This is a genomic window from Pseudomonas sp. EA_5y_Pfl2_R50 (genome assembly GCF_963970475.1).
GTDB lineage: Bacteria > Pseudomonadota > Gammaproteobacteria > Pseudomonadales > Pseudomonadaceae > Aquipseudomonas.
In genome coordinates this window covers 289,329-302,518 of the sequence record NZ_CAXAPT010000007.1, presented here as the reverse complement: position 1 = coordinate 302,518, position 13,190 = coordinate 289,329, and the positions used below count along the sequence as shown (strand labels likewise).

At 61.2% G+C, this 13,190-nt stretch carries 11 protein-coding genes; 10 read left to right on the top strand and 1 reads right to left on the bottom strand.

Annotated elements, in window-relative coordinates; translation table 11 throughout:
- Window positions 1-88 precede the first annotated feature (88 nt).
- The gene (locus AACY19_RS14790; RefSeq protein ID WP_339451334.1) at window positions 89-1,786 is read right to left on the bottom strand and encodes a sulfatase-like hydrolase/transferase; all 1,698 of its coding nucleotides are present in this window, start codon (window positions 1,784-1,786) and stop codon (window positions 89-91) included.
- 389 nt (window positions 1,787-2,175) lie between these two features.
- Between AACY19_RS14790 and AACY19_RS14785 the strand changes: the two genes are divergently transcribed.
- Genes AACY19_RS14785 through AACY19_RS14740 form a run of 10 tightly spaced genes read left to right on the top strand, consistent with a single transcriptional unit; the run spans window position 2,176 to window position 13,179 of the window.
- Complete coding sequence (locus AACY19_RS14785) at window positions 2,176-3,528, top strand: UDP-glucose dehydrogenase family protein (RefSeq protein ID WP_339451333.1); 1,353 nt, start codon at window positions 2,176-2,178, stop codon at window positions 3,526-3,528.
- Entirely contained in the window at window positions 3,525-4,562 is a 1,038-nt protein-coding gene (locus tag AACY19_RS14780) for an NAD-dependent epimerase (protein WP_339451332.1), read from the top strand. The genes AACY19_RS14785 and AACY19_RS14780 overlap by 4 nt, the downstream gene beginning before the upstream one ends.
- Window positions 4,563-4,580: 18 nt before the next feature.
- Window positions 4,581-5,327 carry a sugar transferase gene (locus tag AACY19_RS14775; protein ID WP_339451330.1) on the top strand — a complete coding sequence of 249 codons (747 nt, stop codon included), beginning with the start codon at window positions 4,581-4,583 and terminating at the stop codon, window positions 5,325-5,327.
- Window positions 5,327-5,974, top strand: coding sequence for a CpsD/CapB family tyrosine-protein kinase (locus AACY19_RS14770; RefSeq protein ID WP_339451328.1), 648 nt, complete (start codon window positions 5,327-5,329; stop codon window positions 5,972-5,974). Before AACY19_RS14775 ends, AACY19_RS14770 begins: the two co-directional genes overlap by 1 nt.
- Window positions 5,975-5,995: 21 nt before the next feature.
- A complete protein-coding gene (locus AACY19_RS14765; RefSeq protein ID WP_339451326.1) occupies window positions 5,996-7,021 on the top strand; it encodes a polysaccharide biosynthesis/export family protein in 1,026 nt (341 codons plus the stop codon).
- A 16-nt stretch (window positions 7,022-7,037) separates the two neighbouring features.
- On the top strand, window positions 7,038-8,630 hold the full coding sequence (locus AACY19_RS14760) for a GumC family protein (protein ID WP_339451324.1): 1,593 nt from the start codon (window positions 7,038-7,040) through the stop codon (window positions 8,628-8,630).
- A complete protein-coding gene (locus tag AACY19_RS14755) occupies window positions 8,627-9,718 on the top strand; it encodes a glycosyltransferase family 4 protein (protein ID WP_339451323.1) in 1,092 nt (363 codons plus the stop codon). Before AACY19_RS14760 ends, AACY19_RS14755 begins: the two co-directional genes overlap by 4 nt.
- On the top strand, window positions 9,715-11,085 hold the full coding sequence (locus AACY19_RS14750; protein ID WP_339451321.1) for an O-antigen ligase family protein: 1,371 nt from the start codon (window positions 9,715-9,717) through the stop codon (window positions 11,083-11,085). The genes AACY19_RS14755 and AACY19_RS14750 overlap by 4 nt, the downstream gene beginning before the upstream one ends.
- The gene (locus tag AACY19_RS14745; RefSeq protein ID WP_339451319.1) at window positions 11,082-12,050 is read left to right on the top strand and encodes a glycosyltransferase; all 969 of its coding nucleotides are present in this window, start codon (window positions 11,082-11,084) and stop codon (window positions 12,048-12,050) included. Before AACY19_RS14750 ends, AACY19_RS14745 begins: the two co-directional genes overlap by 4 nt.
- On the top strand, window positions 12,043-13,179 hold the full coding sequence (locus tag AACY19_RS14740) for a glycosyltransferase (protein WP_339451317.1): 1,137 nt from the start codon (window positions 12,043-12,045) through the stop codon (window positions 13,177-13,179). The genes AACY19_RS14745 and AACY19_RS14740 overlap by 8 nt, the downstream gene beginning before the upstream one ends.
- Window positions 13,180-13,190 lie beyond the last annotated feature (11 nt).

Below are 13,190 nucleotides of genomic sequence, written 5' to 3'. Positions count from 1 at the left end.
ATGCCGGTGACAGCTCAGAATCTTCCGGTGCACTCAACGGCCTCATCGCGGGCAAGCCAGCGATGAGGCCAGCAGACCAACGCGAAAATCACTGCCCCGCCGCCACACTCGCCGGCGCTTGCGCCGGCGTCACGATGCTCCCCAGATCAATGCGTTTCCACTCAGGTGTGGCACCGAGTCGCGCATTGAAGCGGTAGTTGAAAGTGAATTCATCCAGCGTCGGCACGCTCAGCGGTTTGCCATACACCGACTCGATCCCCGCCAGGTCGTAGCCCATCAACTGCAACAGCGTCGGGAAGATGTTGTAGTGGCTGGAGCGGTCCTTGTTGGCTGCCAGTTGCGCCGACCAGTCAACGGTCTTCAACGCGCTGCCCTGAATCACCACCAGTGGCACCAGCCCTTCTTCCTCGACCGGATCGCCGCCGCAGTGGGTATTGAGCCCAGGATTGCCGCGTTCATGAAGATCCTGACCGTGATCCGAGGTGTAGATCAGCAGCGCATTGTTCAGATTGGCCTGGGCGAACACCCGCGCGAAAAACTCACCGACATTCCACAGCAGCGTGTTCTTGTAGGCGTTGCGGTACAGCACCCAGTCATCCGGCTGACCATTGAAACCGGTGCGCTCGCCGGTGTCGGCCACTTCGGTGAACTGCCCGCGTGGCAATGTCGGGCGATACGCCATAAAGGCATCGGGGTATTTGTCGTGCACCGGGAAATGCGCGCCCACCTTGTTGATCAGAATCAGTTCGGGCTTATCGTCGTTGAGCAGTTCGATCAGCTTCGCCGCCGCAGCCATGTCGCGATCGCGCACGCTGGTCTGGCCGAATTGCACGAACTCGTCGATGTCCTTTTTCTCGGTGTCGGTCATCAGGTTCTGCAAATTGCCCGCCGTGCGTTGGGCATCAATGTACACCGTGCGCAGTCCGGCCTTTTTCGCGTATTGCCAGATCGACGGCAGGGTGCTGTTGATCCGCATGTAATCGGTGCGGGTGCCGCCGTAGCGCAGGGTGACATTGGTGTCGGCGCTGCAATTGGCGATGGACGCGGCGTAGCCGTAATTGAAGATATCGACGCCCGGCGGCGCCTGCTTGAGGTTGCTGTGCACGCCGAACGGCGCGTTGATGTCCAGGTAGTTGCCGGAGATGCTCTCATCGATGATCAGCACGATGTCGTGATCGACCGCTGGCGTATTTCGCGCGAGGGTCACCGGTTCCCGCGGGCCGACCGTGTTGTGCAGCGCTTCGTAGGCAAACAGGTTCAGGTACGCCAACGGCGTGTACATGATCGGCAGGCCCCGGGCGCCCTCACCCGCGCGTAAAAACAGCACGGCACTGAGCAGCAGCACGCCGCACACAGGCGCGGCCACGCGCAAGGCGTTCGGCACCCCAATGGCATGCCGGGGTTTGAGCCCGATGCCGAACAGCAGCAACAGACCGCTGAGCGCGCCATGGATGATCGCGTCGCGGTACTGGAACGCCGCTTCCTGAATGAAGCCACCGGAATACACCAGCGAGACAAAGCTGCTGTAGCTCAGATAATCCGCGGTGACGCGGGTGTAGACATCAAAAAACACCGCCGAGGCAAACATGGCCAATGCGAATAAATGCCGAATGAGTGTTTGCCGGATATAGGCCGTTAAATATAACGCCCACGTTAGCGCCAAAAACATCGCGCCAAAAAGAAGTACAGAAAAACCGAGGCCGATAGCATTTAACCGATCAATGTAATATTCGGAATAAAGAAGCAGATAAACAATTAAAAGCACGTCTTTGGCATATTTGAACATGGCGATTCCGGTCGCGCAAAACGGCTGCGAGTCAAAGGTTTGTCGGTCAAAATCTGACACTAGCACCCGGCCATCAAAGCGCAAGAATTGACTGTTTTTTCTGCGAAGCGTCAAAAAACCGGTGACTCAAATCTGACACACACCTCGCGCCAGAAGCCTCTAAATTAAAGGCTTACGACCGTTTATCGCTTATTTTGAATCTGAACAAATCTGCAGAACGGGAACAAATTCAATCGCAGCAATGACTTGATGGCCAATCGCCAAAAAAGGCTCAACTGTTATACAGATGCAACATGTCATTTTGCTGACACGCTTTCCAGACACTGCGCTATACCCCTTTTACAGTTTTCTTCCGAACTTTTAATTTTCGCTCTTTCGAGGGTGCGCAGATGGACGTAAGCGTATTTGGCACCGGCTATGTTGGACTTATACAAGCCGCTGCACTTGCAGATGTCGGACATAGGGTTTTATGTGTCGATATTGACCCGAACAAGATTAAACAACTGCAACAAGCCGTGCCGCCAATTAGCGAACCGGGCTTGTCGAGTACCCTCGAAGAAAACATCAAGGCGGGCCGTCTGTTATTCAGCACCCAGGCCAGCGACGCCGTCGAACATGCCGGGCTGATCTTCATCGCCGTCGGTACGCCAGCGGACGAGGACGGCTCCGCTGACCTCAGCCACGTGCTCAATGTCGCTCGCCAGATCGCCAGTTTCATGGAGGCTGATCGCACCCTGATCATCAAATCGACGGTGCCGGTCGGCACGGCGGATCAAGTGCTGGCCACAGCCAATAGCGAACTGCTGCGGCGCGGCAAGATCGACTTGAAAGTCCGCGTGGTCTCCAACCCCGAATTTCTCAAGGAAGGCAGCGCACTCGCCGACTGCATGCGCCCGGACCGGATCATCGTCGGTACCCACGACGACGCGGCCCGCGAGCAGATGAGCGAGCTGTACGCGCCGTTCTGCCGCAACCACGAAAAACTGATGTTCATGGATAACCGTAGCGCCGAACTGACCAAGTACGCCGCCAATGCGATGCTCGCCACGCGCATCAGTTTCATGAACGAACTGGCCAACCTCACCGAACTGCTCGGCGCCGACATCGAAGCGGTGCGCAAAGGTATCGGCTCCGACCCGCGCATCGGTTACCACTTCATCTATCCGGGCTGCGGCTTCGGTGGCTCATGCTTTCCCAAGGACCTGCGCGCCCTGCTGCACACCGCCGAACACAACGGCATGCCGCTGAAACTGCTGCGCAGCGTCACCGACGTCAACGACAGCCAGCGCCACATCCTCTTCAGCAAACTGAAAGCGCAATTCCCCCAAGGCCTGGCCGGCAAATCCATCGCGATCTGGGGCCTGGCGTTCAAACCGAACACCGATGACATGCGCGAAGCGCCCAGCCGCTACTTGATGGACGCCCTGTGGGCCGAAGGCGCCAGCGTGCAGGCCTACGATCCGGAGGCGATGTCCGAGTGCCGGCGTCTCTACGGCTATCGCAATGACTTGCACCTGTGCGCGACCCGCGACGACACCCTGGAAGATGCCGATGCCCTGGTGATCTGCACCGAATGGAAAAACTTTCGGGTGGTCGATTTCGAGTTGCTCGCCAGCAAGCTGCGCTCGCGGGTGATCATCGACGGTCGCAATCTCTACAACCCGGAACAAGTGGCCGCCGCCGGCCTGCATTACAGCGGCATCGGCCTGCGCCACATCGCCCCCGAAGGGCTGCGGCCATGAAGATTCTGGTCACCGGTGCGGCCGGTTTCATTGGTGCCCATTGCGTGTTGCGGCTGATGCGCGACGGCCACGCCGTGGTCGGCCTGGACAATTTCAACGCCTATTACGACCCGCAGCTCAAGCACGACCGCGTGCAGTGGGTGCGCGCACAGGTCGGCGATTTCCAGCTCGCCAAGGTTGACCTTGCCGATACGTCGACCATCGAAGCCCTGTTTGCCCGCGAACGTCCGCAAGTGGTGATCCACCTCGCGGCGCAGGCCGGGGTGCGCTACTCGCTGGAGAATCCGCGGGCGTACCTGGACAGCAATCTCAACGGCTTTCTGAACATCCTCGAAAGCTGCCGGCATCACCCGATCGAGCATCTGATCTACGCCTCGTCGAGTTCGGTGTATGGCGCCAACCAGCACACGCCCTACTCGGTGAAGGATGGCGTCAACCATCCACTGTCACTGTACGCCGCGACCAAGAAAGCCAATGAACTGATGGCCCACAGTTACAGCCACCTGTTCGGCATCCCCTGCACCGGGCTGCGGTTTTTCACCGTCTACGGCCCTTGGGGCCGGCCAGACATGTCGCCGATCCAGTTCGCCCGCGCGATCAGCGAAGGCGAACCGCTGAAGCTGTTCAACTACGGCGAGCACCAACGCGATTTCACCTACGTCGACGACATCGTCGAAAGCATCGCCCGCCTTATCGCTCAGCCGCCGCAGGCGCAGCCACAGTGGGATCGGGAACAACCCGACCCGGCCAGCAGCATGGCGCCGTGGCGGCTGTTCAACATCGGTGGGCAGCACCCGGTGGAACTGAAAACCTATCTCGCCCTGCTGGAAAAACACCTCGGCCAGAAAGCCATTGTCGAGCTGCTGCCCCTGCAACCGGGCGACGTACTCAACACCTGCGCCGAGGCCAGCGATCTGGCCCACGCCACCGGTTTCCAGCCCCGGATAGAACTGGATGAAGGGCTCGGGCGCTTTATCGCCTGGTTTCGCGATTACTACCCGACTGCCTATCGCCCACGCGCCGCTCGCGGCTGAATTCATGTGGAGGACCCCATGACTGGACATGAGAAAAGTGTGCCGATTCAACAGATGCGCCGTGACAAGCGCGTTGACCCCGAGCATCGAATGCGTCTGGACGCAGCGATCCACATGCAAGGTCGCGGCTGGTTCACCGGCCGTGAAGGCGGCCGGCCGTGGACACTGTCGCGCACCAATCGCGTGCTCGCCTGCCTGGGTGCGCTGCTGATTCTGCTGCTGATTTCGCCGCTGTTGCTGGGCCTCGCGCTGGCCATCAAGTTGACCAGCAAAGGTCCGGTGATGTTCGTGCAGAAGCGCACCGGTTATCGCGGCCGCAAGTTCGGCATGTACAAGTTCCGCACAATGGTGGCTAACGCCGAAGAACTCAAAGAGTCGCTGCGTCACCTCAACAAACACGGGGTCGACGCCATCGACTTCAAGATCGACAGGGACCCTCGCATCACTGGCATCGGTGGTTTCCTGCGCCGTACCAGCCTCGACGAATTGCCCAACCTGATCAACGTAGTGACCGGCGACATGCGCCTGGTCGGCCCTCGCCCGACCTCGTTCAACGCCTACCGCTACAAGGACAACCACCTTGCGCGTCTGGCGATCTACCCCGGCATGACCGGCCTGTGGCAGATCTCCGGGCGCAGCAATATCGACTTCGACCAGCGCGTTGAGTTGGACCTCAGCTATATCGCCGAGCAGAGCCTTTTGCTTGATCTGAAGATTCTGTTGAAAACCCCCTTCAAAGTATTCAGCGGCCACGGAGCAAGCTAATGGACGGTTCAACCAGTAAAAGCCTGAGCATCGCCAGCCCCAGCGAATCGAACCTGACGTCGACCGTACTGGATCTTGATCTGCGCATCCTGTTCCTGACCGCCGCCAACCCCGGCGCGGGCACGACCACCAGCGCCCTGGCACTGGCCAGCCAACTGGCGCAAATGAGCAGCGGCCAGGTGCTGCTGGTCGACGCCAGTCAGTCGGCGAACAACCTTACCCAGCAGTTGAACCTGAACAAGGAGCGCGGCCTGCGTGACTTGCTGTTCAGCCCGGACAACCCGCCGTTGTTGCAGGACTGCGTGGTGCAGGTGTCGAGCCTGCCCTTCCACGTCCTGCCCAACGGTCGGCCGATCCGCACCATGGAGCACCTGACCGCCGAGCGCCTGAGCCCGTTGCTCGATCAATTGGGCAGTCAGTACCGCTTCGTGGTGATTGACGGCGACGCGGTGTATTCCGCCGCCGACACCCTGGTAATCAGTACGCAGGTCGATGGCGTGGTGTTTGTCGTGCGCGCCGAAGACACCCGCTGGGAAGTCGCCCAGGCCGCCGTGCAACGCCTGACCCAGGCCGGGGCGAAAGTGGTCGGCAGCGTGTTCAACCGGCGCAAGTACTACATGCCCAAATGGCTTTACAAAAACCTGTAAGCGAACGCGAAGGATGACGCCATGAACGCCAAAATGCTTGTCCTGCTGTTGCTGCCGCTTGCGGGTTGCTCCAGCACCTCCGACACCCAGAACATGCCGGTGAATATCCTCACCGCCAGCCCGGCCAACGCGCAGGCGACGGATATGCCCAAGGTCGAGCAGACCCTGCGCCCGCAGGATGTGCTGGACGTGATCTTCCACATCAGTACCAGCGGCTCGGACGCTTATCGCGTGCAGTCGGGTGACCAGATCGGCCTGAACTTCACCGCCGCCAGCCAGCTCAACGGCAACCAACTGGTGCTGCCGGACGGCACCATCGAACTGCCGGGCGCCAACACCTCGGTGAAGATCGCCGGGCTGACCAGCGATCAAGCCCGCGAAGAAATCCAGCGCGCCTATCAGCGCAAGCAACTGTTCCAGCCCAACCGCAACCAGCTGACCGTGCAGATCATCAGCCCGCTGACCAATGAGCAGAACCTGAAAAACGCGCTGAACCACCCGGCCACCGGCATGAGCCGCGAGATCACCGTCGGCACCGACGGCTACGCGAGTTTCCCGGAAATCGGCGCAGTGCCGCTGCAAGGCATGACCGTCAATCAACTGGAAACGTTCCTCAACAAAAAGTACGCGCAACTGCCGGGCCGGATGACCGTGGACGTGCTGCTCAAGTCCACCGCCGGCAACGAAATCTACGTGCTGGGCGAAGTCGGCCAGCCGGGCTCCTACCCGATCCGTCGCCCGGTGTCAGTGCTTGAAGCACTGACCCTGGCCCGTGGCACCAACGTCAAGGCACGTCTTGATTCGGTGGTGATCATGCGCCGCAACGGCAATCAGGTGCAGGCGGTGCGTTACGACGTCGAGAAGGCCCTGTCAGGCGAGGCGCCGCAAATCGCCTACCTGCAGCCGGACGACATGCTCTATGTGCCGAAAACCAAACTGGCCAGCGCCGGCGAACTCGCTCGCCAACTGGCCGACGTGGTGCTGTTCCAGGGCGTCGGGTTCAGCTTCGGCTACCGCGTCGACAACAAAGACAGCGACAGCAACTAACGCTCAGGTGACCGCCATGAACCCAAAGGAAAACTACCTGCACGAGTTCTTCAGGATCTTCTTCGCCAACAAGCAAATGGTGAAACGGGTCTTCCTGATCTTTGCAGTGATCGCCCTGCTGCTGCCGCTGGTGCTCAAACAGAGCTTCGATATCACCGCGCAGGTCATCGTCCAGTCGAAAAAACTCTCCCAGGGTGACGCCACCACGTCGCTCACGGTGGACAACGCCACGTTCATTCCGCCGTCACTGGCGGACATGGAAACCGAGAGCAACATCCTCCGTTCGCCGGCGCTGATTCGCCAGACCATCAGCGAACTGCGCGACAAGGGTGAGTACACACCTTCGCCGGGCATGTTCAGCAAACTGGTGGCCGAGCCGTTCAGTCGATACGTCAGTTCGCCACTGCGCCAGTACGTGATCAACCCGGTGCGCAATGTGCTTGGGCTTGAAACCGATCCGGTGCGCGACACCGCGCTCGATGCCCTGACCCAGCAGGCCATCGACAGCCTGAAAATCGAGACTCTGCCGGGCTCCAACGTGATCTCGATTGTCTACAGCTTCCCCGATCCGCACCAAGGCACGACGTTTGTCAGTGCCCTGCTGCAGAACTACCTGGTGAGCCGTCAGGCCTTGCAATCGATTGACCTGCCGCAGTCCTTCTATGAGTCGAAAAAACAGCTCTATCAAGTGCGCCTCGATGGCCTTGAAGGTAACCGTCAGGCCTTGCTCGAAAGCGTGGGCGCGTCTGATCCGAAGGAGGAAATCACCTTCCGCCTCAACGCGATCAACACCGAAGAACAAGCCCTGAACCTGTATCAGGATCGCCTGTTGCAGAGCCAGCGCTGGCTCGAATACCTGAAAACCAGCCTCGCCGCCGCGAGCAATAACAAGCTCAACGACTACACCTTCCCCTACACCTTCACCACCACCGTCGACAACGTGGCGTTCGAGGATCGGGAAATCAAACAGCTTGGCGAGCAACTGACCACTCAGGTCAGCCGCTACATGAACGACCTGGCGGTGTTCCAGCCGGGCAGCGAACCGATGTTGCTGACCCGCGAGCAAATCGCCCGCACCCGCCAGCAATTCCTCAAAGTGGTGAGCAATCGCATTCAGGAACGCACCAACGATCTGACGGTGGTCAAGCAGGTGATCGACCAGAAAACCGCGCGCATCGCCGAGTTCAAGAACCGCATCCACGAGTTGCAGCAGACCCAGAGCAAGCTGCGGCAGATGGACACCGAGATCGACGCGCTGCACGCCGCGTTCTCGACCTACGCCCAGCGCTTTGCCGAAAGCAGCACCACGCGTTCGCTCAACGATGATCTGTCCAACGCCCGGGTACTCAGCCCGCCGTTCGAGCCTACTGAAGCGGCGTTCCCGAAACCGGGCCTGATCATTCCGTTCGGCCTGCTCACCGGTCTGCTGTTGGCGATTGCCCTGGTCTACGTGCGTGAGTTCTTCGATCACCGCTTCAAGCACCCGGCGCAAATCAGCCATGAACTGGGCGTGCCGGTGCTGTTGGTGATCAACGACCTGAACGCGCTGCCGAACAATCCGCACAAGAACTGGACGGTACCGAGCTTCCTGCACTGGGTGCGCAATTGAACAGCGCCCCCTCCCCGAACGCCGCGCTGCCGATCATTCATTTGCTCAGCAGCGGCGGCTTCTATGGGGCCGAGCGGATGTTGCTGGATCATTGTCTGGCGACGCCGGGGCAGCATCAGGTGCTGTTCCTCGACGCGCCGCCAGAACTGATCGCGCGCTTTCGCGCGGCCGGGGTCGACTGCCGCGGCTGTGCCGGGCTGGGAGAGTTGCTCCGGCACTTGCGGCAACGGCGCAGGGAACAGCCGCTGATCAACACGCACAATTTCAAAGGGCTGTTGTTCGGCTGGATCGGCGCGACGCTGCTGCGCCTGCCACTGGTGATTACCCAACACGGGTTTACCCCGCGCAGTCGCAAGCAGCAGTTCTACACCTGGCTCAGCCTGCAACTGTGCCGCACGGCGTCGGTGGACCGGGTGGTGTGCGTGGCGGAAAGCATCGCCGCGCTGCACCGTCAGGCCAGCGTCCGCGCGGAGAAGTTGCAGGTGATTCCCAACGGTCTGCCGGCGGCGGCGGCCATGGTGCCGGACGCGGACCGGCGGCGCTGGCTGGCCGGTTACGTCGGTCGTTTGAGCAGTGAAAAAGGTCCGGATCTGTTTCTCGATGCGCTGATCCCGCTGTGTCATCAGCATCCGCAACTGGATGCGGTGATGCTCGGTGACGGCCCGGAACGCGAGGTGTTGCAGGCGCGCATCGATAACGCCGGTTTGCAGGAGCGCATTCGTTTGCCGGGTTACCAGATCGCCATGCAACCGTGGTGGCAGCAACTCGATGCGCTGGTGATCAGCTCGCGCACCGAGGGCACGCCGATGATTCTGCTCGAAGCGATGCAGGCCGGCGTGCCGGTGGTGGCGTTCGGCGTGGGCGGGATTCCCGATGTGCTGCAAGACCGTCATAACGGCTTGCTCGCCGCGCCCACCGACACCGCCGCCCTCGCCCGCCAGCTCGACACCTTGCTGAGCGAGCCGAAACTGGCCCGGCAACTGCGCGACAACGCAAAACGCACGCAACAGGATCGCTACGACCTCAAGGCGTTGGCCGAACGCTGGTCGCAGCTGTACATCCGCACGGCACGGGAGGCACGCGCATGATTTTCCCGCTCTCGATTGTCAGTTTGCTCGGTCTGGTCTGCATCGCTTTGCTGGCCAGCCCTTACCCGTATCTGGCGCCGGGAGCGGTGCTCGGCCTGGTCGGTTTTGCGGTGCTGTACCGCAAGCCAACCTGGGGCCTTCTCGGGATTGTCGCGCTGGTGCCGTTCGAAGGTTTCTTCAAGGACAGTCCACTGTCCGGCAGCAAGCTGCTCGGCGCAGCGTTGGCCGTGATTCTGATGCTGCAACTGGCGCTGCACCAGATTCCTTCGCAGCGCCTGCGCAGCAATATCTGGCGCTGTCTGGTGTGGTTCATGGTTCTGTACTTCCTGAGCCTGCTCAATACCGATGACATGGGCATGTCCCTCGGCCATCTGCGCGAGCTCAGCGTCGGTCTGATCCTGTTTGTCATCACCCTGTTGATCGGCCGCGAACTCAACCTCGACCTGTTCGCCCGCCTCGTCACCCTCGCGGTCAGCACCACCTGTGCGATGGCGATGTTTTCCGCAAAATTCCAGGATCAGGGGCGCGCCGCCGGCCTGCTCGAAGACCCCAACGCGTTCGCCATGCTGATCGCCTTCGCAGTACCGATGGCTCTGCTGCTGGTGATCCGCAGCCCGAACCTGTTGCACCGCTTGTTTTGGGGCGGTTGCTGCCTGCTGCTGTTGGGCGGAATGACCAAAACCGAATCACGTTCGGGTCTGGTGGTGCTGGCCGTGAGTCTGCTGATCGGCTGCTGGCATTACCGCACGCAACTGACCCGGATTCGTCCACGGCATCTGGGTTTCGCCATGCTCGGTGCAGCCATCGTGATTCCGCTGGCGATCTACGCAATGCCTGCCGGCTACATGGCGCGCATCCAGTCCCTGAGCATTCTCAGCGCCGGGTCCAAAGCGCAGGACGAATCCCTTGGCCGCCGCGCGTCGTACATCGTGGTCGGCAGCCAGATGATCCGCGAGAACCCGCTGCTGGGCTCCGGCCCCGGCACCTTCCCGCTGCACTACGCGACCACCGGTTACGCCAAGGCGTTCTCGGCCAACCGCAAGATCGGTGACCTGTATCGCCGAGCGCACAACACCTATCTGGAAATCTTCAGCGAACTCGGGGTGCCGGCCGGGCTGTTGTTCGTCGGCATGCTCGGCCTCGGCCTGTACAACCTGATTCGCGCCCGCGCCGCGTGGATGCTGCGCGGCAATTCGTATCAGACAGATCTGATGACGCACCTGGGCGTGAGTTTGCTGTCGCTGACGCTGTTCTTGATGTTCCTCAGTGCGCCGAACCAGAAATACGTGTGGGTCATGCTCGCGTTGACCAGCGTCCTGCGCCTGAAAGCCGAACAGGCACCACTGACCACGGAGGCCAGGGCATGAGCCGCATCAGCATCGTCATTCCGATGTTCAACGAGGCCCGGCACATTGGCCGCACCTTGCTCGCCGCGCAAAAAGCCGCGCACGCCGCCGATATCGAGTGCGAGCTGATCGTGGTCGACAACGGTTCGACCGATGAAGGCCCGCACATTGCCCGCCAGTTCGGCGCGCAGGTGCTGGTGCTGCCGGGCCTGTTGATCGGCGCCCTGCGCAATCGCGGCAGCGCCATCGCCACCGGTGAATGGCTGGCATTCATCGACGCCGACATTGAAATGCCGGAAGACTGGTTGCGCCCATTGTTCGACATCGAGGGCAGCGGCCAGGCCGACGTCTTTGGCCTCGATCTGCACACCCCCGCTGAAGCGCCGTGGTACGCCACCGCCTGGCAGCGCCGCACTTTGCGCCCGTCCAACCACACCAGCAACGTGGTCGACTGGTTGCCCAGTTCCAATCTGCTGATGTTGCGGCGCTGGTTCGACAAGGTCGGCGGCTTCAATGAAACCCTGCGCACCGGCGAAGACAAGGAGTTCACCCTGCGCTTGCGCGAACACGGTGCCCGGCTGCTGTCAGTCAATGAAAGCGTCGCGTTGCATTGGGGCTACGAAATGAACTGGCAGGAGTGGATGGGCAAGGAGCTCTGGCGCCAGGGCAGTCATCTGCAACTGTTGCGCAGCCATGGGTTCAGCCTGCGTCTGCTGCGTTTTCCGATGCTATCGATTCTGGTCTGGATTCTCGATTTTCTGGCGATCTCTGCCCTGTTCGACGGCCTTCCCCATCACGCGGTCATCATGGTGCTGCTGACCCTGGCGCCGGGTCTGGTGCTCAGCGTGCGGCAGAGCGCCAAGCACCGTAACGCCTGCCTGACCTTGCAACTCTGGGGGCTGCACTGGCTGCGTCTGCATCTGGCCGGCGCTGCTTTCATTCTGAGTCTGTGTCATTGGAATGCCAGGAGGCCCGCCCGTGGCTGAATTCATTTTCTGGATGTGCCTGTTGCTGCCGGTTTACGCCTACCTCGGCTATCCGCTGCTGCTGACCGTTCTGGCGCCGCTGTTTCCTGCCTCGCGGCACACCCCGGCACCGCCGCTGAACGTGAGCATCGTGATTGCCGCGCACAATGAGGCGCGGCACATCGAGCACAAGTTGCGCACGTTGCTGGCGCAGGATTATCAACCGGCCACCCTGCAGATCATCCTCGCCAGCGACGGCTCGACCGATGACACCGTGGCCTGTGCGCACAAGGTCGTCGACCCGCGCATCACCGTGCTCGACCTGCCGCGCCAGGGCAAAGCGGCGACGCTGAATGCCGGCGTGGCCTTGAGCACCGGCGACATCCTGGTGTTCACCGACGCCGACAACCAATGGTCACGCGAGACCCTCGGTTATCTGCTCGCGCCGCTGAATGATCCGAGCGTTGGCGGCTGCGCCGGGCACATGGTGATTCCGGTCACGGGTGGCGGCTTGAGCGTGGGCGACAGCCTCTATCGGCATTACGAGGGCTGGCTGCGCCGGGTGGAAAATCGCACGGGTTGCATGGTCTCCGCCGACGGCGCGCTGCTCGCCTTGCGCCGCGAGTTGTTCGAGAACGTGCCGGCGGAGGTCAACGACGATTTCTTTATCAGCACCTGTGCGCCGGCCGCGCACAAACGCATTGTCTATGTACCCGAGGCGCAGGTGATCGACCATGGCGTCGATGAGGCGGACAAGCAATTGCGCCGTCGCCAGCGCGTCACCGTCGGCGGTCTGCAAAGCCTCGCCCAGCGCCGCGAGCTGCTCAATCCGCTGAAATATGGCCTGTATTCGATTGCCCTGATCAGCCACAAACTGATCCGCCGTCTCGCGCCGATCCTCCTGCTGCCATTGCTGCTGAGTACCTTCTGGCTGTGGAGCGACCACGGTTTCTATCGCCTCGCCCTGATCGCGCAACTGTTCGGCTACGCCATCGCGATTGCCGGGCTGCTGGATTCGCAACACCGCTTGCCCAAACCCTTCCGCCTCGCCGCGTTTCTGCTGGTCACTCTCGCTGGGATGAGTATTGGCTTGTGGCAGTTCCTGCGCGGCCAGCGGTATGCCCAGTGGAACCCGGAACAGAACCGTTAAGAGGACGAAGC

Bases quoted from the DNA above. Each gene is read 5' to 3' on its own strand.
- AACY19_RS14790 (WP_339451334.1), bottom strand. From the start codon at position 1,786: ATGTTCAAATATGCCAAAGACGTGCTTTTAATTGTTTATCTGCTTCTT.
- AACY19_RS14785 (WP_339451333.1), top strand. From the start codon at position 2,176: ATGGACGTAAGCGTATTTGGCACCGGCTATGTTGGACTTATACAAGCC.
- AACY19_RS14780 (WP_339451332.1), top strand. From the start codon at position 3,525: ATGAAGATTCTGGTCACCGGTGCGGCCGGTTTCATTGGTGCCCATTGC.
- AACY19_RS14775 (WP_339451330.1), top strand. From the start codon at position 4,581: ATGACTGGACATGAGAAAAGTGTGCCGATTCAACAGATGCGCCGTGAC.
- AACY19_RS14770 (WP_339451328.1), top strand. From the start codon at position 5,327: ATGGACGGTTCAACCAGTAAAAGCCTGAGCATCGCCAGCCCCAGCGAA.
- AACY19_RS14765 (WP_339451326.1), top strand. From the start codon at position 5,996: ATGAACGCCAAAATGCTTGTCCTGCTGTTGCTGCCGCTTGCGGGTTGC.
- AACY19_RS14760 (WP_339451324.1), top strand. From the start codon at position 7,038: ATGAACCCAAAGGAAAACTACCTGCACGAGTTCTTCAGGATCTTCTTC.
- AACY19_RS14750 (WP_339451321.1), top strand. From the start codon at position 9,715: ATGATTTTCCCGCTCTCGATTGTCAGTTTGCTCGGTCTGGTCTGCATC.
- AACY19_RS14745 (WP_339451319.1), top strand. From the start codon at position 11,082: ATGAGCCGCATCAGCATCGTCATTCCGATGTTCAACGAGGCCCGGCAC.